23 protein-coding genes are annotated in these 23,215 nt (G+C 69.2%); 9 read left to right on the top strand and 14 right to left on the bottom strand.

The genetic code is table 11. From position 1 onward, the window contains the following. Nucleotides 1-177: 177 nt before the first annotated feature. Nucleotides 178-1,257 (bottom strand): IS4 family transposase, encoded by a 1,080-nt coding sequence (locus OG303_RS33070; protein WP_405877143.1) that lies wholly within the window; start codon nt 1,255-1,257, stop codon nt 178-180. A gap of 232 nt (nt 1,258-1,489) precedes the next feature. On the opposite strand from OG303_RS33070, the gene OG303_RS33065 reads away from it, so the two are divergent. Further along, entirely contained in the window at nt 1,490-2,683 is a 1,194-nt protein-coding gene (locus OG303_RS33065) for an IS4 family transposase (protein ID WP_405873019.1), read from the top strand. 339 nt (nt 2,684-3,022) lie between these two features. Here the strand turns inward: OG303_RS33065 and OG303_RS33060 are convergent, their stop codons facing one another. Further along, nucleotides 3,023-3,613 carry a TetR family transcriptional regulator gene (locus tag OG303_RS33060; RefSeq protein ID WP_405873017.1) on the bottom strand — a complete coding sequence of 197 codons (591 nt, stop codon included), beginning with the start codon at nt 3,611-3,613 and terminating at the stop codon, nt 3,023-3,025. 35 nt (nt 3,614-3,648) lie between these two features. Then, nucleotides 3,649-4,653 (bottom strand): aldo/keto reductase, encoded by a 1,005-nt coding sequence (locus OG303_RS33055; RefSeq protein ID WP_405877614.1) that lies wholly within the window; start codon nt 4,651-4,653, stop codon nt 3,649-3,651. A gap of 204 nt (nt 4,654-4,857) precedes the next feature. Here OG303_RS33055 and OG303_RS33050 point away from each other — a divergent pair, with 204 nt between their 5' ends. Continuing rightward, on the top strand, nt 4,858-5,910 hold the full coding sequence (locus OG303_RS33050; RefSeq protein WP_405873016.1) for a chitinase: 1,053 nt from the start codon (nt 4,858-4,860) through the stop codon (nt 5,908-5,910). Between the two features lie 3 nt (nt 5,911-5,913). On the opposite strand, the gene OG303_RS33045 is transcribed toward OG303_RS33050, so the two are convergent. Further along, nucleotides 5,914-6,525 (bottom strand): LysE family translocator, encoded by a 612-nt coding sequence (locus OG303_RS33045; protein ID WP_405873014.1) that lies wholly within the window; start codon nt 6,523-6,525, stop codon nt 5,914-5,916. Between the two features lie 199 nt (nt 6,526-6,724). After that, nucleotides 6,725-8,107, bottom strand: a complete 1,383-nt coding sequence (locus OG303_RS33040; RefSeq protein ID WP_405873012.1) for a glycine--tRNA ligase — start codon at nt 8,105-8,107, stop codon at nt 6,725-6,727. Nucleotides 8,108-8,290: 183 nt separating this feature from the next. On the opposite strand from OG303_RS33040, the gene OG303_RS33035 reads away from it, so the two are divergent. The 4 genes from OG303_RS33035 (at nt 8,291) to OG303_RS33020 (ending at nt 11,458) form a co-directional block, all read left to right on the top strand. Next, nucleotides 8,291-9,250 (top strand): metal ABC transporter substrate-binding protein, encoded by a 960-nt coding sequence (locus OG303_RS33035; RefSeq protein ID WP_405873011.1) that lies wholly within the window; start codon nt 8,291-8,293, stop codon nt 9,248-9,250. 17 nt (nt 9,251-9,267) lie between these two features. Continuing rightward, nucleotides 9,268-10,068, top strand: a complete 801-nt coding sequence (locus OG303_RS33030; RefSeq protein WP_405877612.1) for a metal ABC transporter ATP-binding protein — start codon at nt 9,268-9,270, stop codon at nt 10,066-10,068. Further along, on the top strand, nt 10,068-10,970 hold the full coding sequence (locus OG303_RS33025; RefSeq protein ID WP_405873010.1) for a metal ABC transporter permease: 903 nt from the start codon (nt 10,068-10,070) through the stop codon (nt 10,968-10,970). The genes OG303_RS33030 and OG303_RS33025 overlap by 1 nt, the downstream gene beginning before the upstream one ends. Nucleotides 10,971-11,041: 71 nt before the next feature. Beyond that, the gene (locus OG303_RS33020) at nt 11,042-11,458 is read left to right on the top strand and encodes a Fur family transcriptional regulator (RefSeq protein WP_405873008.1); all 417 of its coding nucleotides are present in this window, start codon (nt 11,042-11,044) and stop codon (nt 11,456-11,458) included. A gap of 4 nt (nt 11,459-11,462) precedes the next feature. On the opposite strand, the gene OG303_RS33015 is transcribed toward OG303_RS33020, so the two are convergent. The 6 genes from OG303_RS33015 to OG303_RS32990 all read right to left on the bottom strand — a co-directional run bounded on the left by OG303_RS33015 (nt 11,463) and on the right by OG303_RS32990 (nt 16,068). Continuing rightward, nucleotides 11,463-12,002: a YcxB family protein gene (locus tag OG303_RS33015; RefSeq protein ID WP_405873007.1), complete on the bottom strand. Its 540-nt coding sequence runs from the start codon at nt 12,000-12,002 to the stop codon at nt 11,463-11,465. Nucleotides 12,003-12,026: 24 nt separating this feature from the next. Next, nucleotides 12,027-13,358, bottom strand: a complete 1,332-nt coding sequence (locus tag OG303_RS33010) for a histidine-type phosphatase (RefSeq protein ID WP_405873006.1) — start codon at nt 13,356-13,358, stop codon at nt 12,027-12,029. A 51-nt stretch (nt 13,359-13,409) separates the two neighbouring features. Next, entirely contained in the window at nt 13,410-14,261 is an 852-nt protein-coding gene (locus tag OG303_RS33005; RefSeq protein WP_405873004.1) for an isoprenyl transferase, read from the bottom strand. 23 nt (nt 14,262-14,284) lie between these two features. Beyond that, nucleotides 14,285-15,031, bottom strand: a complete 747-nt coding sequence (gene recO, locus OG303_RS33000) for a DNA repair protein RecO (protein ID WP_405873002.1) — start codon at nt 15,029-15,031, stop codon at nt 14,285-14,287. 181 nt (nt 15,032-15,212) lie between these two features. After that, complete coding sequence (locus OG303_RS32995) at nt 15,213-15,836, bottom strand: DUF1266 domain-containing protein (RefSeq protein WP_405873001.1); 624 nt, start codon at nt 15,834-15,836, stop codon at nt 15,213-15,215. Nucleotides 15,837-15,852: 16 nt separating this feature from the next. Beyond that, nucleotides 15,853-16,068, bottom strand: coding sequence for a hypothetical protein (locus OG303_RS32990; protein WP_360833475.1), 216 nt, complete (start codon nt 16,066-16,068; stop codon nt 15,853-15,855). A 482-nt stretch (nt 16,069-16,550) separates the two neighbouring features. Between OG303_RS32990 and OG303_RS32985 the strand changes: the two genes are divergently transcribed. Beyond that, on the top strand, nt 16,551-18,026 hold the full coding sequence (locus OG303_RS32985) for an alpha/beta hydrolase (protein ID WP_405873000.1): 1,476 nt from the start codon (nt 16,551-16,553) through the stop codon (nt 18,024-18,026). Here OG303_RS32985 and OG303_RS32980 read toward each other — a convergent pair. Then, the gene (locus OG303_RS32980) at nt 18,014-19,144 is read right to left on the bottom strand and encodes an abortive phage infection protein (protein WP_405872999.1); all 1,131 of its coding nucleotides are present in this window, start codon (nt 19,142-19,144) and stop codon (nt 18,014-18,016) included. The two genes, OG303_RS32985 and OG303_RS32980, sit on opposite strands and share 13 nt — an antisense overlap. A 272-nt stretch (nt 19,145-19,416) precedes the next feature. On the opposite strand from OG303_RS32980, the gene bla reads away from it, so the two are divergent. Further along, complete coding sequence (gene bla / locus OG303_RS32975; RefSeq protein WP_405872997.1) at nt 19,417-20,154, top strand: class A beta-lactamase; 738 nt, start codon at nt 19,417-19,419, stop codon at nt 20,152-20,154. A gap of 6 nt (nt 20,155-20,160) precedes the next feature. Here bla and OG303_RS32970 read toward each other — a convergent pair whose 3' ends face one another. Both OG303_RS32970 and OG303_RS32965 read right to left on the bottom strand, forming a co-directional pair. Beyond that, nucleotides 20,161-20,625 (bottom strand): protein-tyrosine phosphatase family protein, encoded by a 465-nt coding sequence (locus tag OG303_RS32970; RefSeq protein ID WP_405872996.1) that lies wholly within the window; start codon nt 20,623-20,625, stop codon nt 20,161-20,163. Then, nucleotides 20,622-21,359 carry a FadR/GntR family transcriptional regulator gene (locus OG303_RS32965; RefSeq protein ID WP_405877610.1) on the bottom strand — a complete coding sequence of 246 codons (738 nt, stop codon included), beginning with the start codon at nt 21,357-21,359 and terminating at the stop codon, nt 20,622-20,624. The genes OG303_RS32970 and OG303_RS32965 overlap by 4 nt, the downstream gene beginning before the upstream one ends. A gap of 211 nt (nt 21,360-21,570) precedes the next feature. Between OG303_RS32965 and OG303_RS32960 the strand changes: the two genes are divergently transcribed. Further along, the gene (locus OG303_RS32960; protein WP_405872994.1) at nt 21,571-23,169 is read left to right on the top strand and encodes an ABC transporter substrate-binding protein; all 1,599 of its coding nucleotides are present in this window, start codon (nt 21,571-21,573) and stop codon (nt 23,167-23,169) included. Nucleotides 23,170-23,215: the final 46 nt, after the last annotated feature.

Below are 23,215 nucleotides of genomic sequence, written 5' to 3'. Positions count from 1 at the left end.
TGCCACCGGTTGTTCAAGGTCACGGCGACCGGTGGGCGACGGCTGCTGGAGGGTTCGTCAGGAGCTTTGCTGACGTAGCCGGTGACGCAGGAACGAATCTTGCGAGGGCAGTCACGGGATCTTCGGCGGGGCAGCAGACTGCGACCGATTTCAGAGAGTCCCAGGCGTCGGTCCCTCTTACGGGCTGAGGGGGGAAAAGCCGCTCGGTGAGATCACAGAGCGGCGGACGACGTGCAGAGCCCGGGTGAACGAGGTCCGCTCAGCGATGCTGCAGTGCAGGCGGGCGGCCTCCTCCAGCAGATCCCGGGTGGCATGGTGCACGATCAAGTGCGCATAGATCTCCTGCCGCACGCCGTCCGGTGTCTGCGACCTGAGCACCGGCCGCCCGCGTTGGTGGGTCTTGATCTCATCGAAGACGAGCTCGATCTCCCAGCGCCGGGCGTAGAGGACGGCGAGTTCTTCGGCGGGGTACTTCTCGTGGTCGGTCAGGCTGGTGATGAGCCGGACGATGTCGGCCTGCCCGTCGACGCGGTACTCGATTACCCGGACCAGCGCCGGCGGCGCCTTGACGGTTCCGGCCGCCTTGCTGTGTTTGTTCGCCTCGATCCGGGCAAGGTAGCTGCCGTCGGGCAGAACGTCCTGGACTCGGCGGGCTTTGCGTCGTTCGATGCGCCACAGCAGGTGTGTTCCCTGGTCCCGGAGCCGGTGCCAGCGGGCCAGACCCCACAGTCCCCGGTCGGCCAGTAACAGCGTGCCCGTCCCGATATGGGCGTCCAGAGCGTCGGAGACGATGCGCTCGGAATCCTTGAAACCGCCGATCGCGGCGTCCAGGACGGCGTGAGAAGAACACTCGGCCACCGCGACCACTCTGGCCTGCGGATAACCCATGGGACTGCGCTGGGAGCCGGACTTGCCAAAGGCATCGTTGTTGCCCGCGGAGTCGGGCACGGCCAGAAGTATCCCGTCCAGGGCCAGCACCCGTAGCCCTCGGAACAGCTCACCGTCAGCGCCGAGCGGCCGGGCCACGGACCGGAACAGTTCCCGCATCACCGGCCAGCCGAGCCGCTGCCGGGCCCTGCTCAGCGACGACTTGTTCACCCCCGACCAGGACCGCAGCCCTTTGTCGCCGGTCTTCACCAGCCGCAGGACCTCCAGGTAGTCGGCCTGCGGGAACAAGCACATCGCCAGCACGAAGTACACCGTGAACCGGGCGGACAACAGACGCCGACGCTTCTCCGAACGCCCTGCCTCACCCACCACCCGGTCCACCAGCTCAGGCGGACACGACCGGGTCAGGACTCCCAACCCCAGTCGCTCAAGTCGCGATATCAGCACACGACTTCAACCACTCGACCCTCGCAAAAGCAACGGCATTGCCCTTGAGGCAGTGGGGGAGTGCGTGCCGGGCGTCGCGACGCCGCGGAGATCCATCAGAAGGGCCCTAGGCGCAATGCCGTTGCGTTAGCTTGCGGGCGTACGCTGAAGTTCAGTGGTCCCGGGGGTGGTTCGGGTGGCTGCAAGCGTCTCTGAGTTATCGGGTTTAGGCCTGCTGACCTGGGTCTATCCGCCAGGTCTGGTGGATCGGGTGGTGGCTGCCTGTGGTCGTGTGGAGCAACGCAAGCGCCTGCTCCCGGCCCGGCTGGTGGTGTATTTCGTGCTGGGGCTGGCCCTGTTCTCGCCCGCTCCGTATCTGGACGTGATGCGGCATCTGGTCGAGGGACTGCGCGGCCTGCGCCTGCTGGGCACCTGGCATGTCCCGGCGAAGTCGTCGCTGTTTCGGGCCCGGCAGCGGCTGGGCCCGGAACCACTGCGGGTGCTGTTCACCACGACCGCGAAACCGATGGGCACCGAAGCCACCCCGGGCGCCTTCTGGCGCGGACTGCGGCTGCTGGCGGTGGACGGGACCTGCTGGGACGTCGCCGACAGCCCGGCCAATGAGGCTGCCTTCGCACGCCCCGGAAACACCCGCGGCCACGACAAAAGCGCCTTTCCCCAGGTGCGGATGGCCTGCCTGGTGGAGGTCGGCACGCACCTCGTACTGGACGCCGAACTCGCCGGCTGCCGCACCGGGGAAGTGACCTTGGTGAGCCGTCTGCCCCGTTCCTGCGGCCCCGGGCAACTGGTCCTGGCCGACCGCGAGTTCCTCGGTGTGCCGTTGTGGCGGTCCTTCACCGCCACCGGCGCTCAGCTGCTGTGGCGGGTGCCCGCCAACCGGGTCCTGCCTGTCGAGCGGCAGTTGCGGGACGGGTCCTGGCTTTCGCGCATCCACGCCCACACCGATCCGGCCCACACCGACCCGGTCACCGTGCGGGTAATGGCCTACCGGCTGAACGGCACCGGCCATGCTGCCGAGGGCTACCGGCTGGTGACCAGCCTGCTCGACGCCCGCCGCTATCCCGCCCGCCAGCTGGCCGCGCTCTACCAGGAGCGCTGGGAAGTAGAGAGCGTCTTCGCCGAGATCAAGACCCATCAACGCGGAGCCCACGTCGTCCTCAGCAGCAAAACCCCCGACGGCGCCCTGCAGCAGATCTGGGCACACCTGCTGGTCCACCACGCCCTGCGCGAACTGATGGTGAGAACGGCCGCGACCCGGGGCCTGGACCCCGACCGAATTTCCTTCACCGAAACTCTGCGCTCCGCCCGACGCAGTGTGACCGTCACGCCGGGCAGTTTTTCCCCCTGACCTCCTGGTCAGAACGCTCGTCCTGCTCCAGCACGACCTACTCGAACGACTCCTGCCGGCCAGACGCCTGCGCAGCCAGCCCCGCGTCATCAAACGCAAGATGTCCAACTACCGGCTCAAACGGGCCGAACACCACACCTGGCCCCAACCCACCCGAACCGGCACCCGAGCAATCACCATTCAACGACCCCAACCGGCAAACCCGTAACGCAACGGCATTGGCCCTAGGCGGCCTTGCCGAATTCCGGTGCGGTACCGGCGCCCCGCAAGGGGCGCGGGGAACTGCGCGACCAGCCCCCACCGGCCCGCAGCCTCATCACCGCACTTCCAGCGGAGCGCTCAGGCCCGCATCCCGCGCAGCAGCAGATCCACGACGACGTCGAACTCCGCCTCCACGCCCGGCAGTTCCCACTCCTTGGCGTAGCACGGGTCGTGGAAGCGGCCGGTGGCCTGGAACAGGGCGCGGGCCGCGGTCACGGGGTCCTCGGCGGCGAAGACGCCCTGGTCGACCCCGGCCCGGACGATCTCCGTCAACTGGTCGGTCAGCTCGGTGACATGGGCGCCGACCAGTTCGCCGGCCTCACCGGCCAGCACCGAGTACGTGGCGAAGAGCTCGGGGTCCAGGCCCGCCTTGCGACGCTTGGCGGCGAACAGGACCGCGAACCACTCCCGCACCCGGGCCGCCGGATCCCGCTCCGAGTCCGCGACGACACCGGCCAGCACCTCGGTCGTCCGGTCCAGCCACCGCTTCGTCACCGCCTCCCGCAGCGCCGCCTTCGTACGGAAGTGGCGGTAGACGCTGCCATGGCTGACGCCGAGCGCGCGGGCCACGTCCACCACGGTTGCCTTGGCCGGTCCGTGGCGGCGCAGCACCTCCTCGGTCGCTTCGAGGATGCGCTCGGCGGTCAGCGTCTGGGGGGTCGGTGCCATGGCCTAGACCGTACCCGGCACGGCGGACACGGTGGTCAGTGCTCGGTGCCGAGGTGTGCCATCTGGGCGGCCGGGTAGCGGGTGCCCGCCGCCGAGTCCGCCGGTACGGCCTCCTCGATCGCCGTGATGTCGGCCGCGTCCAGCGTCACGTCCAGCGCGCCCAGCGCCTCGGTGAGCCGCGCCCGGGTACGGGCTCCGACCAGCGGCACGATGTCCTCGCCGCGCGAGAGCACCCAGGCGAAGGCGATCTGGGCGACGCTGACGCCCTTCTGCTCGGCGATCTTCCGCAGCGCCTCGACCAGGTTCAGGTTGTGCTGGAGGTTCTCGCCCTGGAAGCGGGGCGAGAAGGACCGGAAGTCGTTCGGGGCGAGCTGCTGGTCCTGGGTGAAGTGGCCGGAGATCAGACCGCGGGACAGCACGCCGTACGCCGTGACGCCGATGCCCAGCTCACGGGTGGTCGGCAGGATCTTGCGCTCGATGTCGCGGGTGATGATCGCGTACTCCAGCTGTACGTCGACGATGGGCGCGGTGGCGGCGGCCCGCCGGATGTTCTCGGCACTGGCCTCGCTCAGGCCGATGTGGCGTACGTGCCCCTTCTCGACCAGCTCGGCGATGGCGCCGACGGTCTCCTCGATCGGCACGTCCGGGTCGACGCGCGCGATCCGGTAGACGTCGATGTGGTCGACGCCGAGGCGCTGGAGGGAGTAGGCGACAAAGTTCTTGACCGCGACCGGGCGGCCGTCGGTGCCGCCCCAACCGCCGTCGGGGTCACGCAGGCCACCGAACTTCACGCTGAGCAGCGCCCGTTCACGCTGTGCCGCGGGCGCGGTGCGCAGGGCCTCGGCGATCAGCATCTCGTTGTGGCCCATGCCGTAGAAGTCGCCGGTGTCGAGCAGGGTCATCCCCGCGTCGAGGGCGGCGTGCAGGGTCGCGATCGACTCCGCGCGGTCCGCGTCGCCGTACACCGGGGACATGCCCATACAGCCGAGGCCGAGGGCGGAGACCTGGGGACCGGTGGTTCCAAGGGTTCGTGTCTGCATCGTCATGGGCTCCACCTTGCCGTAACAGCTGACAGATTTCAATATCTGTCAGCTGTTATTTGTCACCTCCGGAACGCTGGCCTCCTTTTCTGGTCCAGACCTATTGACGAGAGGTCTGGACCACGAGCACTGTCATGCCTACGACACCTACGACCCCTGCGACACCTGTGCGCACCCACCCCGACCCCCACCGGGAGGCCTCGCATGATCCGCCGCAACCTCGGCCTGCTCGCCGCCGCACTCGCCGGAACCGTCCTCGCCCCGCTCACGATCGCCACCGCACCCGCCGCCTCTGCCGCCGACACCTGCGCCGTGAAGTCGCGGCCCGCCGGCAAGGTCCTCCAGGGCTACTGGGAGAACTGGGACGGTTCCGCGAACGGGGTCCACCCGCCCTTCGGCTGGACCCCGATCACCGACTCCCGTATGGCAGCGCACGGTTACAACGTGATCAACGCCGCCTTCCCGGTCATCCGCTCCGACGGCACGGCCCTCTGGGAGGACGGCATGGACGCGGGCGTGAAGGTGGCGACGCCCGCGGAGATGTGCGCGGCGAAGGCGTCGGGGCAGACGATCCTGCTGTCGATCGGCGGCGCGACGGCCGGCATCGACCTCAACTCGACCGCCGTGGCGGACAAGTTCGTCTCGACGATCGTCCCGATCCTGAAGAAGTACAACTTCGACGGCATCGACATCGACATCGAGACCGGCCTGACGGGCAGCGGAAACATCTCCCAACTCTCCACGTCCCAGGCCAACTTGATCCGCATCATCGACGGGATCCTGGCGCAGATGCCGTCGAACTTCGGCCTCACCATGGCCCCGGAGACGGCCTACGTCACCGGCGGCAGCGTCACGTACGGCTCGATCTGGGGCGCATACCTGCCGATCATCAAGAAGTACGCGGACAACGGCCGTCTGTGGTGGCTGAACATGCAGTACTACAACGGCAGCATGTACGGCTGCTCGGGCGACTCCTACTCGGCCGGCACCGTGGCCGGCTTCACCGCCCAGACCGACTGCCTCGACAAGGGCCTGGTCGTACAGGGCACGACGATCAAGGTGCCGTACGACAAGCAGGTCCCGGGCCTGCCCGCCCAGTCGGGAGCGGGCGGCGGCTACATGTCGCCGTCGCTGGTCTCCCAGGCGTGGCAGCACTACGGCAGCGCACTCAAGGGCCTGATGACCTGGTCGATCAACTGGGACGGCTCGAAGAACTGGACGTTCGGCGACAACGTGAAGGCGCTGCAGGGCCGTTGAGGCTCACCGCGCGGTGAGGGCGAGCTTCGCGCCGAGCGCCACGAACGACCCCGCGAAGCTCCGCCGCAGCCATGCCATCACCCGCGGCCGTGAGGTGACGCGACTGCGGACCGAGGCGGCGAGGATCCCGTACGCGGCGAAGACGACGAAGGTCGCCAGCATGAAGATGCCGCTCAGGCCCAACATCCTTGGCAGCGCGTGCGGTTGGCCCGGGTCCACGAACTGCGGCAGGAACGCGAAGAAGAAGATCGTCAGCTTCGGGTTGAGGAGGTTGATGAGCACGCCCCGCAGGATCACACGGCCCGCGGACCTGGGCGTGGCGTCTTGCTCGACGTCGATCACCGTCTTGTCCCGCACCGTCGCCCAGGCCATGTACAGGAGGTAGGCGACACCGGCGTACTTGAGGATCTGGAAGGCCGCCGCGCTGGTGTTCAGCAGGGCGGCGAGACCGGTGACGGTGGCCAGCACGTGCGGCACGATCCCGAGGGTGCAGGCGAAGGCCGCCACGACGCTCGCGCGGCGGCCGCGGGACAGCCCGGCGGCGAGGGTGTAGACGACGCCGGTGCCGGGGGTGGCGACGACCACGAGGGTGGTCAGGAGGAAGGCGAGACTCATGGGGCCAGCCTGCCGAGCCCGGTGGCCCGGACAACAGGTCCAATCCGACGCGCGCATCGGGGGCCAATGCAAAACGCCGGACGGGCACTTCCAGCCCGTCCGGCGCTCAGGGGATTGCGCGGTGTGACGCGCCCCGAAGGGGGCGCGGGAAACTGCGCGACCAGCCCGCAGCTTCACGACCGCACTCCCGGCGGAGCGATCAGGCGCCGACCAGACGCCCGGCCAGGTACCCCTCGATCTGGTCCAGCGACACGCGCTCCTGCTTCATCGAGTCCCGCTCGCGCACCGTCACCGCGTTGTCCTCGAGGGTGTCGAAGTCGACCGTCACGCAGTACGGCGTACCGATCTCGTCCTGGCGCCGGTAGCGGCGACCGATGGCACCCGCGTCGTCGAACTCGATGTTCCAGTTCTGGCGCAGCGCCTGGGCCAGGCCCTTGGCCTTCGGGGACAGCTCCGGGTTGCGGGACAGCGGCAGCACCGCGACCTTCACGGGAGCCAGGCGGTGGTCGAGGCGCAGCACCGTGCGCTTCTCCAGCTTGCCCTTGGCGTTCGGCGCCTCGTCCTCGACGTAGGCGTCGAGCAGGAAGGCGAGCATCGCGCGGCCGACACCGGCCGCCGGCTCGATGACGTAGGGAGTCCAGCGCTCGCCGGCCTCCTGGTCGAAGTAGGAGAGGTCCTGGCCCGAGGCCTTGGAGTGCGCGCCGAGGTCGTAGTCGGTGCGGTTGGCGACGCCCTCCAGCTCGCCCCACTCGTTACCGCCGAACTGGAAGCGGTACTCGATGTCGGCGGTGCGCTTGGAGTAGTGGGAGAGCTTCTCCTTGGGGTGGTCGTACCACCGCATGTTCTCTTCACGCAGGCCCAGGCCGGTGTACCAGTTCCAGCGCTGCTCCATCCAGTACTCCTGCCACTTCTCGTCCTCGCCCGGCTTGACGAAGAACTCCATCTCCATCTGCTCGAACTCGCGGGTGCGGAAGATGAAGTTGCCGGGCGTGATCTCGTTGCGGAAGGACTTGCCCATCTGCGCGATGCCGAACGGCGGCTTGCGGCGCGAAGTGGTCTGCACCTGGGCGAAGTTGGTGAAGATGCCCTGGGCCGTCTCCGGGCGGAGGTACGCGATGGAGCCGCTGTCCTGGGTCGGGCCCAGGTGGGTGGAGAGGAGGCCCGAGAACTGCTTGGGCTCGGTGAACTGGCCCTTGTTGCCGCAGTTGGGGCAGTTCACGTCCGCCAGGCCGTTCTCCGGCGGGCGGTTGTGCTTGGCCTCGTAGGCCTCTTCGAGGTGGTCCGCGCGGAACCGCTTGTGGCAGGAGGTGCACTCGGTGAGCGGGTCCGTGAAGGTGGCGACGTGGCCGGAGGCGACCCACACCTCGGGGGCCAGGATCACGGACGAGTCGATGCCGACCACGTCCTCGCGGGACGTCACCATGTAGCGCCACCACTGGCGCTTCAGGTTCTCCTTGAGCTCGACACCCAGCGGTCCGTAGTCCCAGGCGGCACGCTGGCCGCCGTAGATCTCACTACAGGGGAATACGAAGCCACGGCGCTTGCTCAGGCTGACGATGGTGTCGATCTTGTCGGCGGCCACGGTGCTCTCTTCATTACGACGACGGGCGACGAAGCGAGACGCTTCAGAGCGAATGCTTCAGGGTACCGGCGGGGGCTCCCCCTCAATCAAATCGGTTCGGCTTACGGGCCCGGCAGGGGCCTTGCACCCCCTTTTCAAGAGCTTTGTTGACAACGGTTTCCATATTTGTTGAAAATGAGTGTCATGAACGTACGACGACGCCTCATACCCTCGGTGGCCACGGCCGCGGTCACCGCCCTCGGCCTGGCCACCCTCTCCGCCTGCTCCGGCGCGAGCGCGGCCGCCGGGAACACGGACAAGTTCGACGTCGTCGCGTCGTTCTACCCGATGGCCTACCTCGCCGAGCAGATCGGCGGGAACCATGTGCACGTCACGAGCCTGACCCAGCCCGGCCAGGAGCCGCACGACCTGGAGATCAGCGCCCGGCAGACCGCGCAGCTCCAGGAGTCGGACGCGGTGCTGTACCTCAAGAACCTCCAGCCCTCCGTCGACGACGCGGTCGCCCAGTCCGAGATCAAGACGAAGATCGACGCCGCCTCCCTCACCTCGCTGGAGAAGCACGGCAACGAGGTCGGCGGTCACTCGGCCGAACACGACGACTCGCACGGCGAGGAAGCCGGCGGCAAGGACCCCCACATCTGGCTCGACCCGGTGAAGTACGCCCAGGTCGCCGAGGGCGTCGGCAAGGCCTTCCAGAAGGCGGATCCGGACCACGCCGCCGACTACAAGAAGAACACCGCGGCCCTGGTGAAGAGGCTGGACGCCCTCAACACACAGTTCAAGGAAGGCCTGGCGGACACCGGCTCCAAGGTCTTCATCACCACGCACGCCGCCTTCGGCTACCTCGCCGAGCGCTACGGCCTGACCGAGGAGGCCATCAACGGCCTCGACCCCGAGTCCGAGCCGAGTGCGGCCCGGGTGAAGGACCTTGAGACGATGGCGAAGGCCGACGGCGTCACCACGGTGTTCTACGAGACGCTCGTCAGCGACAAGACCGCGAAGACCATCGCCGGTGACGCCGGGCTGAAGACGGACGTCCTCGACCCGATCGAGGGCATCACGTCCAAGTCGCGCGGCAAGGACTACTTCTCGGTCCAGGAGGCCAACCTCAAGGCGCTGCGATCGGCCCTGGGATCCACATGACCTTTACGGAGGACGACATGGGCGCCATGGGTGAGCCCGCGACCGGGGCCGCGACCGAGCCCGTCATATCGCTGCGCGGCGTGAGCGCCGAGCTGGGCTCGCGCCCCGTCCTGCGCGGCATCGACCTCACCGTGCACCGCGGTGAGGTCGTCGCGCTGCTCGGCGCCAACGGCTCCGGCAAGTCGACCGCGATCCGCACCGTCATCGGCCAGGTGCCGGCGAGCGCCGGTGAGATCGAGCTGTTCGGTACCGAGCGCAGGCGGTTCCGGGACTGGGCACGGGTCGGGTACGTCCCGCAGCGCACGACCGCCGCCGGCGGCGTCCCGGCCACCGTCACCGAGATCGTGTCGTCGGGCCGACTGTCCCGGGCCCGTTTCGGCGTGCTGCGCAAGGCGGACCACGCGGCCGTACGACGGGCTCTCGAGCTGGTCGGCATGGCGGACCGGGCCAAGGACTCGGTCGACGCCCTGTCCGGCGGCCAGCACCAGCGCGTGCTGATCGCCCGCGCGCTCGCCGCCGAACCCGAACTGCTGATCATGGACGAGCCGATGGCGGGCGTGGACCTGGCCAGCCAGGAGGTGCTCGCGCAGACGCTGCGGAAGCAGGTCGCCGCCGGTGCGACCGTGCTGCTCGTCCTCCATGAACTCGGCCCGCTGGAGCCCCTGATCGACCGCGCGGTGGTGCTCCGCGACGGCTGTGTGCTGCACGACGGCCCGCCCCCGCAGGCGGTCGGCCAGCACGCGCTGCCCGGCCACGACCACGTCCACCCGCACGCTCCGGCGGGCGCCGAACCGATCCGCACGGGACTGCTGAGCTGATGGACCTCCTCGACTACGCCTTCATGCAGCGGGCCCTGCTCGCCGCCGTCCTGGTCGGCATCACCGCCCCGGCGATCGGCATCTACCTCGTGCAGCGCCGCCAGGCCCTGATGGGCGACGGCATCGGCCACGTGGCGATGACGGGCGTCGGCCTCGGCTTCCTGCTCTCCGCGTCCCCGGTGTGGATGGCGACCCTGGTCTCCGTCCTCGGCGCGGTCCTCATGGAACTGATCCGCTGGTACGGCCACACCCGCGGCGACATCGCCCTCGCGATGCTCTTCTACGGCGGTATGGCCGGCGGCGTGATGTTCATCAACCTCGCGCCCGGCGGCTCGAACGCCAACCTGACCTCGTACCTTTTCGGATCGCTCTCCACGGTCTCACCCTCGGACGTCACGGCGATCTGCCTGCTCGCGGGCTTCGTGGTGCTGGTCACGCTCGGCCTGCGCCGCCAGCTCTTCGCGGTCAGCCAGGACGAGGAGTTCGCCCGGGTGACCGGACTGCCGGTCCGCGCCCTGAACCTCCTCACCGCCGTCACGGCGGCGGTGACGGTGACGGTCGCCATGCGGGTGGTCGGTCTGCTGCTGGTGTCGGCCCTGATGGTCGTACCCGTGGCGGCGGCACAGCAGTTGACCCGCAGTTTCGCGGCCACCTTCGCGATCGCGGTGGCGATCGGTGTGACCGTGACGATCGGCGGCGCGGTCACCTCCTACTACCAGGACGTGCCGCCCGGCGCGACGATCGTGCTGCTGACCATCGCGGCCTTCATGGTGCTGACCGCGCTCGCGGCCCCGCTGTCCCGCCGCCGGGCCCGCGCCGCGGCCGCCGGGCAGCCCGCCGGGGATCCGGCCGAGTGCACGATTCCGGCCGCCCGGGAGCCCACCGGCAAGGTCGGCGTCTGACTGCGCACAGCCCGGACTGGCACAATGTCCGGGCAGACGCAGATGTGCAGACGCAGATGGAGGAGGAACCGGTGACGACCGCTGGACCGCCCGTGAAGGGCCGCTCGACCCGGCAGCGGGCAGCCGTGGCGGCGGCCCTCGACGAGGTCGACGAGTTCCGCAGCGCGCAGGAACTCCACGACATGCTCAAGCACAAGGGCGACTCGGTCGGCCTGACCACGGTCTACCGCACCCTCCAGAACCTCGCCGACGCCGGCGAGGTCGACGTCCTGCGCACCTCCGACGGCGAGTCGGTCTACCGCCGCTGCTCCACCGGCGAACACCACCACCACCTGGTCTGCCGCGTCTGCGGCAAGGCCGTCGAGGTGGAGGGGCCCGCGGTGGAGAAGTGGGCGGAGGCGATCGCCGCCGAGCACGGGTACGTGAACGTTGCGCACACGGTGGAGATCTTCGGCACCTGCGCGGACTGCGCCTCGGGCGGGAACTGAACGCTCAGGCGCGGGTCAGGTTGCGGTCGAGGATCTCCCGCAGCCGGTCCGCGTCGGCGGGGTCCTTCAGGCCGCGCTTGGGCAGCACGGTGAAGCAGGAGGCGTTCTTGTCGTCGCTGTAGGTGATGAAGGCGTCCCCGGTCTCCCGATAGCGGGGCTGCGCCGCCCACTTGACCGACGTCGTGCTGTTGTCGTTGACCATCGTCAGCCCGGTGTCGGTGACCGTCGCGCGGAATGTGCCGTTGCGGGCGGCGAGCTTGATGAACTGGCGGGCCTGGAGCTGGGGTGCGAAGAACAGCAGGGCCCCGAGCATCGGCAGCCAGATCAGCAGGAACCAGTCGACGTCTCCGCCGACCAGACCGATCCCGGCGTTCAGCACGAAGCCGACGGCCAACAGGACCACGGCCATATTCCGCAGCCGCCCCGCCCGGATCAACCGCCTGCGCTCCCGCAGCGCCGCCGCGAAGTCCCCCACGACCGGCTGGTACTCCAGCTCGACGACGCCGCCCTGCTCGGTGGCGTCCCGCCCCATGTTCATGACCATGAGGCGGGATCGTACAGCCGTTGCCTAGCCACGCCCGAAGCAGCGCTCCAGCTCGTCCAGGTCGTAGAACTTGCTGCCCTTCGAGATGGGGTGGCAGCCGGCCTTGAAGGCCGTTTCCTTCTCGTTGTAGAGCATGCGGACCAGGTAGTGGTCGCCCTTCCGGTAGACGTCCCACTGGATGTTGGAGGCAAGGGAGGCCACGTCCGCGCCGCGCCACGGGTTGTTGCCGTAGGTATACGGCACTCCCGGCGTCGCCGCCTTCGTGCTGCCCGGCAGGCCCATCAGGGCCGCCAGCGGGATGATCTCCTCGGCGTGGGTGAAGCGGAGTTCGGCACCGAGGGTGCTGGTGCCGGCCTTCTTCGCCTCGACCTGCTTGAAGAAGTCGTCGAGCAGGACGTCGGCCATCTTGTAGGTGATGTCACTGTCCGAGAAGCCGGGGCCCTTCTCGTAGAAGTCCTCGGCGTCGGAGAGATAGCCGAACCAGGCCGCGTCGGAGGTGGAGATGTACCGCTGCATCCCCCAGCCCTTCCCGCCCGGGCTCTCCTCGCTCATCGCGGGGGCGATGGCGTAGAGGTTGTAGACGGCCTGAGCGGCGGCGACCTGGTCGGCGGTGCTGAGCTGGTTCACGAAGTCGGCCCTGAAGAGCCGGAGCAGGACGCTGTGGGCGGCCTTGTGGGTCTTCGGCTGGTCGGTGATCGACTCCAGGGTGGCGGCCAGGCGCTTGTCGTTCGCGATGTAGTCGCGGTAGGCCGCGCCGCCGTCCGCCTTGTGGAAGTACAGCAGGTCCTTGTCGGTGCGGGTCGCGCCGATGAGGGACTTGAGGTCCGGGTCGGTGTCCGCGAGGGCGCCCGCGTACAGGTTGGCGCTGTCGACCGCCCGGCCCTGGCCGGAGCTGACGACGTCGATCTTCTCGCCCTTCGCGGCGATGGACGTGAAGAGGGACGGCAGGCGGTCGGCCATGCGGACGGCCGTGTCCTGGATCTCCTGCTTGCCGCGGGCACTGAGGTTGCCGTACCCGATCTTCGCCATCTCGGCCTGCAGGGCCTGCACCTTGGGGCCGAACTCCTTGCCCTTGCCGGTGAGTCGGCCTGCCGCCTCCGCCTTGTTCCAGAGGGCGAGGATCAGGTCGCCGTCCTCGCTGTCGGTGGCGGAGCGGGAGCCGTGGCGGGAGACGTTCTCCGTGAACACGGGAGTGAAGCCGGCGGGCACGCGCTGGTAGCTGCGGGCGCTCTGCTCGGCTTCGTACGTGGCTTTGGTGCCATAGCTGTCGCGGTGTGCGAGCCGGTCCGCGGCCTGGGAGGGCATGGCCGCGGCCAGCAGGGTGCACAGGGCGAGCACGGGGGTGACGCGTTTCATGGCCGGATCGTCAACGATCCCCGTGAATCCCCGGTGGCCGGGAGATGGCCACTACTCGCCTTCCGGCCTGCCCTTCATGGCGGCTTCCATGGCCAGCAGGTCCTCATTCGGGACGGCACCGCCGAAACGCCGGTCGCGCGAGGCGAATTCGACGCAGGCCCGCCACAGGTCACGACGGTCGAAATCCGGCCACAGGACGTCCTGGAAGACCATCTCGGCGTACGCGCTCTGCCAGAGCAGGTAGTTGGAGGTCCGCTGCTCGCCGCTCGGGCGCAGGAACAGGTCCACGTCCGGCATGTCCGGGTAGTACAGGTACTTCGCGAGGGTCTTCTCGTTGACCTTGGACGGGTCGAGGCGCCCCGCCCTCACGTCCTCCGCGAGGGCCTGCGCGGCATCCGCGATCTCCGCACGTCCGCCGTAGTTCATGCAGAAGTACAGCGTGAGGAGGTCGTTGTCCTTGGTCTGCTCCTGGGCGACCTGGAGCTCCTTGGCGACCGACTTCCACAGCTTGGGCATCCGGCCCACCCAGCGCACCCGGATGCCCAGCTCGTCGAGCTGGTCGCGGGTCTTGCGGATGAAGTCACGGTTGAAGTTCATGAGGAAGCGGACCTCGTCGGGCGAGCGCTTCCAGTTCTCGGTGGAGAAGGCGTAGAGGGAGATGCTGCCGACGCCCGCCTCGATCGCGCCCTGCAGCACGTCGAGGACGCGCTCGGCGCCGACCTTGTGGCCCTCGGTGCGCGGCAGCCCGCGCTCCTTGGCCCACCGGCCGTTCCCGTCCATGACGATCGCCACGTGCTTGGGGACCAGCTCGCCCGGAAGCTTGGGCGCGCGGGCACCGGACGGGTGCGGCTGAGGCGCCTTGTACTCGCGCTGCCGGCGTCCCAGGATCCCGCGTACCACCATGTGCTTCTCGTCTCCTCTACGGCTTACTTCTCTACGTAACGCAGCGAGCGCAGCCCGCGTTCCATGTGCCAGTGCAGATAGGCGGACACCAGCCCGCTCCCCTCCCTGACGTGCCGCGGTTCGCTCGCGTCCGCGGTCTCCCAGTCTCCCGTAAGCAGGGCGCCCAGGAGTTCCAGGGTCTGCGGCGAGGGTACGACGCTGCCGGGCACCCGGCAGTCGACGCAGACGGAGCCGCCGGAGGCGACGGAGAAGAACCGGTTCGGGCCGGGCATCCCGCACTTCGCGCAGTCGGTGAAGGTGGGGGCGTAGCCGTTCACGGCGAGGGAGCGCAGCAGGAAGGCGTCGAGGACGAGGTGCGGGGCGTGCTCGCCGCGGGCGAGGGTGCGCAGGGCGCCGACGAGCAGCAGGTACTGCTGCACGGCCGGCTCGCCCTCGTGGTCGGTGAACCGCTCGGCGGTCTCGAGCATGACGGTCCCCGCGGTGTAGCGGGCGTAGTCGGTGACGATCCCGCCGCCGTACGGCGCGATGGTCTCGCTCTGCGTGCACAGCGGCAGCCCGCGCCCGACCAACTCGCTCCCGCGCGCGAAGAACTGCACGTCGACGTGGGAGAAGGGTTCCAGGCGGGCCCCGAACTTGGACTTGGTACGCCGCACCCCACGAGCCACGGCCCGCACCCGCCCGTGCCCACGAGTGAGCAACGTGATGATGCGGTCGGCTTCACCCAGCTTCTGGGTCCGCAGAACCACCCCGTCATCCCGGAAAAGACTCATCGCACACCCCCGCACGCTTCCGGCCGGGGGTCCGGGGGTCGTCCCCCGGGCGAGCACAGCATGATGCGGTCGGCTTCACCCAGCTTCTGGGTCCGCAAGACGACGCCGTCATCCCGGAAGAGACTCATCGCGTGCTCCCGCGGAACAGGTTCATGAGGTCCATTCTCGCGTACGGCCGGAGTCAGCGGGCATGGTCGGGGTGACTGATGGTGTCCCAGGGGGCCAGGTTCCAGGGGCTGGCCCGGTTCGCCGGGTCCAGCAGTGCGCTCAGGTGCGCGTCGGCGGCGGACTGCGGGGCGGGGAAAGCCTCGTCCGGGGTGCCGCTCAGGCCGTCCCGCCACACCTTCCGCCCCAGCAGGTAGTGATCGGCGTACTCCTGCCAGGAGGAGTACGTCCGCACGACCGACGGCACGATGTTCTTCAGCGCCGTCCAGGCCTCGGCCTCGGTGACCATCCCGCAGCCGAAGCCGAGCCGGGCTATGTCGACGTACAGGGCGGCGTCCCAGGCGAGCGGCGCGACGCCGAGGAGCTGCTGGGCCCGCGCCCGGTAGCCGCCGCGGGACAGTTCGTCGAGCCGGCCGACCAACTGCTCCCGCGAGGTGATCTCCCACTGGCCGGCCAGCCAGCCGCGGGCGCTGCCGTCGTCGATCCGCGTGTACGGGTACAGGGTGGTCCGCGAGGCGTTCCGGTTCCGGCTCACCGGTGCGCTCAGGGACACCATCCAGAGCTGGTGCGTGGTGAGGGGGGTGGGGTACCGCCGCTCCGCCCGCGGCCTCCTCCATCTCCAAATGCTGGACAGACTCATGCGCCCGCACCCTACGTCAAGGGACTTCACCCCGGCTGCGTGCATTGGCGTACGCCGTCGCCGCACTGAGCCGCTCCGCCTGGGTGGCCCCGCGCACGACCCCGGGCTCGGCGTCCCACTCCCTGCCACCGCCGTACGGTCTCAGCTGAACGTACGGTCCTTCGTGTCCCATGACGATTCCCACCTTTCCGGTTCGGGTGTCCACGACGTGAGTGCCGACGGGGGGTTTCATTTCCTCTCCTTAACGACCGTAACGAAAACGACCCGGAATTCCGGTGCCGAGTCCGTTGCACCTCAAACGGTGCTCCCCCTCCTTTTTGAGTTTCACGCTTTATGTCTCCGGGACAGCCTTCTCCGCCTACACTCGGCCGGAGTCTGTGCACTTCAAGTGCAGGGCAGCTCAAGGGTGTTGGTTATGGGGATAGATAAGACATCGGAAATCGGCGGTATTTTCGAGCGGCTTGACTGAAACTCGTCAAGAACCGGTCAGAGACCAGTCCGGGGCCGGTCCGGGGCCAGTGGTACGCCGATTATTTGACCGACACCAACCCTGCCTCGTAAGCCGTGATCACCAGCTGGACGCGTGGTGGCGGTGGTGGTCGTCGATGGACGGGACGTATGAGAAACCCCTCGGCCGTACTGGGGTAATCCCCCTTACCAACAAGGCTGTTGACCGGATGGGAGGTGTGGGCCGGATCCGGGAGCCTCGTAGCCATGAAGGAGATCACGAAGAGCGTCGCCCTGATCGCAGCCGCCTCCGGCATCGTCTTCGGTGTCGTCACACCGCTCTCCGCGTCCGCCGCCGAGGGGCCACTCGAGTGGACCAAGTGCGAGGGCAGCGGCCTCGACCCCCGTCAGCAGTGCGCGACCCTCGAAGTCCCCATGGACTACGCCCGTCCCGACGGCCCGAAGATCGACCTCGCCGTCTCCCGCATTCCCAGCGAGAAGCCGTCCGCCCGCCGGGGCGCCCTCCTGCTCATTCCCGGCGGGCCCGGCGGGACCAGCCTGGGCGACCCGTCCGGCAAGGGGCAGAAGCTGCCGCAGGACGTGCGGGACGCCTACGACCTCATCGGGTTCGCGCCGCGCGGCAACGCGCCCTCCACCGCCGTCAGTTGCGGGCTCGACCACAGTGACCTCGCTCTGACGGCGCTGCGCCCCTGGCCCGCCCCCGACGGATCCGTCGCCCAGAACACGACCACCGCCCGGCGCATGGCCGACGCCTGCGCGAGCAACGGCGGGGAGTTGATGCGGCACATCAGTACGGTCGACAACGCACGCGACATCGACCGCATCCGCGCCGCCCTCGGCGAGCGCAGGCTGTCCGCGTGGGGCGTCTCGTACGGCACGTACGTCGGCGCCGTCTACAACCAGCTGTTCCCGCAGCGCACCGACCGCGTCGTCCTCGACAGCAACGACAACCCCGACCCCGTCCGGGTGCAGCGCGCCTGGCTCGAAGCGGCCGAGGTGGGCGTCGAGGACAACTTCCCCGAGTTCGCCAAGTGGGCGTCCACGCCTGGCAATCCGTACCGTCTGGCCGACACCGCGGCCGAGGTGCGCCCGCTGTTCCTGCGGCTCGCCGCCCGGCTCGACCGCGAGCCGATCCCCTGGCCCGGCGCCAACCCGGCGGAGCTGAACGGCAACGTGCTGCGCCAGACCATGCTGAACAGCTTCTACGACCCCGACGACTACGCCGGTCTGGCCCAGCTGATCCTGGCCGCGCAGAAGGGCACGGTGCCGCCCGCGCCGCAGGATCCCCCGGACGCGGTGCTGCAGAACGTCACCGCGGTCGGCGCCGCCACCATCTGCAACGACGCCGCCTGGCCCAGGTCGGCCGCCGTGTACCGGAAGGGAGTTGCGGAGAGCCGGGCCAAGTACCCGCTGACCGCCGGCATGCCGCGCAACGCGATGGTGTGCGCCGCCTGGCCGTGGCAGCCGAAGCAGGCGCCGGTGCGGATCACCGACCGCGGCCCGTCCAACGTCCTGCTCGTCCAGAACGAGCGTGACGTGGCCACCCCGCTGAGCGGCGCCCTCGAGCTCCGCGAGGCCCTCGGCCGCCGTGCCGTCATGGTGACCGTGAACTCCACCGGCCACGACGCCTACCTCGACAACGGCAACGCCTGCGGTGACACCACCGTCTCCCGGTTCCTGGCCAACGGCACCCGGCCCGAGGCGGATCTCTACTGCGGGTGAGCACACCTGCCGTACTGCCGCGCCAGCGCGTGGAACGCCTCCTTCGGCTCCCAGTGCCAGCCCGAACGGGGGTCGTCGGGGCGGTCCTTGACGGTCTTGGTGATGCTGTAGCTCGCCATGTCGAGGTCGTAGCGCGGGTTGTCGGCCCGGTGCGGGGCGTCCGGGGTGACGAACTCGAAAGCCATCGCCGCGTACAGGCCCATCGACTCGAAGACCGACAGCAGGTCCACGAGGTAGGCGGCCTGGGTGCGCTCGCTGCGCACCAGGTCACCCTTGATCTCGCCCTTGTCGTAGTCGACGACGTTCCAGCCCATGCCGCCCGCCTCGGGGGCGCCCTTGTAGGTGCACGTCCCGAACTCGGTGATCGCGACGGGCTTGCCCCAGCGCTGGTACTTCTTCAACTCCCGTACGTAGTCGCCGTGGTGGCGGAAGTACGAGTAGTAGTCGATGCCTACGACGTCGAAGAGCCGCCAGTCGACCTCGTCGTCCTGGGCGGCGGCATAGCTGAGGCTGCCGTGGGAGACGGAACGGCCGACCGCCGCCGCCTTCGCGGTGAAGCGGTCGAGGCGGCGCTGCATCTGCACGGGGTCGAAGTCGCCGTTCAGCATGTTCTGTACGCGCTCCATGACCGTGGCTCCCGGAACGATCCCGGGTACGAACAGCCAGAACTCGCAGCCCAAGCTGAAGTCGACGCTCGCGCCCTGCCGGCGCAGCCGCTCCGCGAACCGGCCGCACTCGGCCATGTGCTCGAGGATGTCCCGCTGCGGGGCGTCCGCGAGGGTCGGCTGGAGCCACACGTGCAGTCCGCGCTCGGCCGCCTCGGCGGCGGTGGCGGTGAGGCGTTCGACGCCGTCGCCGGTGACGTCGACGGTGTCCGCGTGCAACTCGTCGCGGATGGCGCGGATGTCCTTGCGCATCCGGGCGGCGCTCCACGCGGTCCCGGGCGTCTCGCCCTCGCCGACGGTGTAGACGACGCCCCGGTGCCGCAGGCCACGACCGGCGGCTGCGGCCGGGCGGGACGGCAGCACCGCCGCCGCGACCCCGAAGGCCGCCGCCCCCGCCAGGAACTGCGCCCGATTGATCCCCTCGGCCTTCTCCGTGCCCTTCGTCTTCTCCATGCCGCTCACTGTGGCGCCCGCGCTCCGGCCCCGCCGTCCTCCGATGGTCTACGGCCGCGCAACCAAGGAATGACATCCGGCGTCGATCACTGGAAGGGTGATCACAGATCGACGCCCCGCATCGAACGAAGGAGAGCAAGATCTTAGGCCGACGTACCCTGCTCACCGCAGGCACCGCCACCGCCGCCGCGCTCCTCACCGGCGCCCAGGCCCATGCCGTCACCAGCGACCGCCTTCGCGAACTGGAGCAGCAACACGGCGCCCGCCTGGGCGTGTTGGCACACAACGTCCGTACGAAGCAGACCGTGGCCCACCGGGCCGACGAGCGGTTTCCCATCTGCTCGGTCTTCAAGACCCTGACCGCCGGAGCCGTCCTGCGCGACCTGGACCGGCACGGCGAGGTCCTCGCCCGCCGTATCCACTACACGCGCGAGGACCTGGTGGACGGCGCGCCGATCACGGGCACGGAGGAGCATCTGGCCAACGGCATGACGGTCGCCGAGCTCTGCGACGCGGCCATCCGTTACAGCGACAACTCGGCGGCCAACTTCCTGCTGCGCGAGCTGGGCGGCCCCACCGCGATCACCCGCTTCGCCCGCTCGCTCGGCGACCCGGTGACCCGGCTGGACCGCTGGGAGCCGGACCTCAACTCGGCCGAACCGGGGCGCGTCACAGACACGACGAGTCCCCGCGCGATCGGCCGCACCTACGCCCGTCTGGTCGTCGGGCAGGCCCTGAACCGCCCGGACCGCGAACTGCTCACACACTGGCTGCTCAACAACACGACCGGCGACAAGCGCATCCGCGCCGGAGTGCCCAGAACGTGGACGGTCGGCGACAAGACGGGCTCCGGTTCGTACGGCACCACCAACGACGTGGGCGTCGCATGGACCGCGGCCGGCGCACCGGTCGTGCTGGCGGTCCTCTCGACGAAGCCGGAGCAGGACGCCGCCTGGGACGACGCCTTGATCGCCGGGGCGGCGGCGGTCGTCGCGGACGCCTTGGCGTAACGGCGCTCAGAAGCCCCGCACATACCGCCTCTGCCACGGCGTCTCCACAGCCCGTCGGTCGTAGTGCGCGCGCACATACGCCACCGCCTCCTCGGCCGGTACGCCGTCCAGGACCGCCAGACACGCCAGCGCCGTCCCGGTCCGTCCTCGTCCGCCACCGCAGGCGATCTCGACCCGCTCCCGGGCGGCCCGCTCCCAGGCCTCGGTCAGCGCCACACGCGCGTCCGCGCGGTCGGCGGGGAGCCGGAAGTCAGGCCAGCGGATCCACCGGAACTCCCAGGCGACGGGCGGGGGTTGGCGGCCGAGGAGGTAGAGGGCGTACGAGGGGGTGGGCGCTCCGGGCGGGAGGGGGTGCCGCAGGCCGCGGCCCCGGACCAGCCGCCCCGAGGGCAGTCGCAGCACACCGGGATCCGTGGGATGCCAAGGGTCCTGGGGGCGCCGGGGGTCCGTGGGATGCGGGGTGTCCGTCACCGGGTCAGCGTACGTGCCTCGATCCCCCGGAAGTGGTGTGCCATCGCGCGCTGGGCGCTCTCGGCGTCCCGCGCCCGCAGGGCGGTCACGATGTCCCGGTGGCGGCGGACCGTCACCTCCGGCGCCGGGTCGTCCGTCCAGCCGCGGGCGCCGGCGACCCTGCGGAACACCGTCCAGAAGGCGCCCAGCAGCTGCGGCACCAGCGCGTTGCCCAGGGAGGCGTAGAGCAACTCGTGGAATTCCCGGTCGAGTTCGGGGAACGGGCGGCCCGCCCGGACCGCCGCCTCCATCCGGGCCACGACCGCTTCCAGCGCGTCCAGTTCCGCCTCGGTGACCGTCCCCGCGATCCGGCTGACCAGCCCCTCCTCCAGTACCTCGCGCACCTGGAGGATCTCGGCGAGGGCACCGGTGTCGTCGTCGTGCCGGGCGAGGGTGCGGAAGGTGAGACCGTCGACGAGCGGGGTCAGTGACGCCTGGCCGACATAGGTGCCGTAGCCGTGTCTGATCTCCACGATGTCGAGCGCCTGGAGGGCTTTGAGGGCCTCGCGCACGGAGTTGCGGCTGACGCCGAGGTCCTCCATCAGCTCGGCCTCGGTGGGCAGCGGCGCGCCGGGCCGGAGTCTGCGGTCGAGGATCAGCTGCACGACCTCGCGCCGTATCCGGCTGTTCCCGGACTCCGTGCTCCTGGGGTTCCTGTGCTCCCGGTTCCTCGGCTCCGCGGACATGCGCCGCATCGTACGCGCACCGGACGTCCCACGTCCCATGTCCGGCACCGACGTGCGCCAACTCCCGCCATTTCCTTCTGCCATTGGCTCGACCTGTGGCAGCTACGCCATTCGTGTGCGACCCCTTGACCGCCCCCCGGGGCCCTCCTATGGTCGCGGCTGACGCAGGACGTAGGACGTCGTATCTCCTCGCTTCTCCTCACTCTCCGCTGGAGGAACCGTGCATCGCCGGACCTTCCTGAAGTACACCGGCGCGCTGGGTGCGGCCACCGCCGTCTCCGCGTCGCTGTCGGCCTGTTCGTCCGGGCCCCAGTCGACGAACGACACCGGCGGCGGGGGCGGCAAGGACCGCACGCTGACGGCGGTCATCGGCTACGGCAACGACGGCACCTGGGACCCCACGCAGACCGCGTCCGCCTTCTGCATGGCGGCCAACAACCACATCTACGAGGGTCTGCTCGACACCGACCCGATCTCCCGCAAGCCGTACGCCGCGCTCGCGACCGAGGTGCCGAAGGATCCGAACGCCACGTCCTGGAAGTTCACGCTGCGGGCGGGCGCCACGTTCCACGACGGGAAGCCCGTCACCGCCGACGACGTGGTGTTCGTCTTCGACCGGATCCTCGACCCGAAGACGCAGACGCTCGCCAAGGGCTTCTTCGCGAGCTGGCTGAAGGAGGTCCGGAAGATCGACGCGCAGAACGTCGAGCTGGTGCTCAAGTTCCCCTTCCCGGACGGACTTTCGCGGCTCACCCTCGCGAAGATCATGCCGAAGCACGTGTTCTCGAAGCCGGGCGCCTGGGACAAGGCCATCACGGGTCTCGCGATCGGCTCGGGGCCGTACCGGCAGACCGCGCACCACCCGAAGTCGAACACCACCTTCGCGGCGTTCGCCGACTACAACGGCCCGCGCCCGGCCACCTTCAAGAAGATGAACTGGCTGACGATCGTGGACGCCGCCCCGCGCGTCGCCAAGATCTCCGGCTCCAGCGCGGGCGCGCAGATCGCCGACAACATCCCGTACGCCAACATCAAGCAGCTTCAGAGCGGTGGGCTGACGGTCGCGGGCGGGGCCGGCATGAACAACCTGTTCCTGATGTTCAACACCAAGCACAAGCCCTTCGACGACGTACGCGTGCGGCAGGCGCTGCACTACGCCATCGACACCGAGAAGATGGTGCAGGTCGCGCTCAAGGGGCACGGGAAGCCGTCGTCCTCGTTCCTGAACGAGGGCAACCCCAGCTACCGGCGGGCGAAGACCGTCTACGACTACGACCCCGAGAAGGCGAAGGCGCTGCTGAAGGCCGCCGGGGTCGGCGGACTGAAGATCAACATCCTTGCGGTGAACGTGAGTTGGATCGTCGACTGCCTGCCGACCATCAAGGCGTCCTGGGACGCGATCGGTGTGCAGACGACCCTGTCCCCGCAGGAGACCACGGCCGTGTTCACCAAGATGGACCAGAAGCAGGACTACCAGGTGGTCGCCGCGGCCTCGAACCCCAACCAGTTCGGCCTCGACGCCGACCTGATCATGCACTACAACTACGGGCCCACCAACCTGTGGATGCAGTACACGCGTTGGGCGGACAACTCCGTCGCCAAGCAGCTCTTCAAGGACATGGACCGGGCCACCCAGGAGTCCGACACGGCGAAGAAGAAGGCGATGGTCCAGGACTACATCGACGTCGTCGCCGAGCAGGCCGTCCTGTACCCGGTCGTCCACAACGAGCTGATGACGGCCTGGGACCCGGGCCGGCTCAGCGGCATAAGAGCACAGCCGTACCCCGGCATCAACGTCCTCCAGGCCAAGTGGGTCTAGGTCGAATGGGTCTGGGTCGAATGGGTCCAGGTCAGGTGGGTCCGGA

The organism is Streptomyces sp. NBC_00005, assembly GCF_045160215.1.
Taxonomy (GTDB): domain Bacteria; phylum Actinomycetota; class Actinomycetes; order Streptomycetales; family Streptomycetaceae; genus Streptomyces.
The sequence above is the reverse complement of the archived record's forward strand: the minus strand, read 5'-3'. Positions and strand labels throughout refer to the sequence as shown.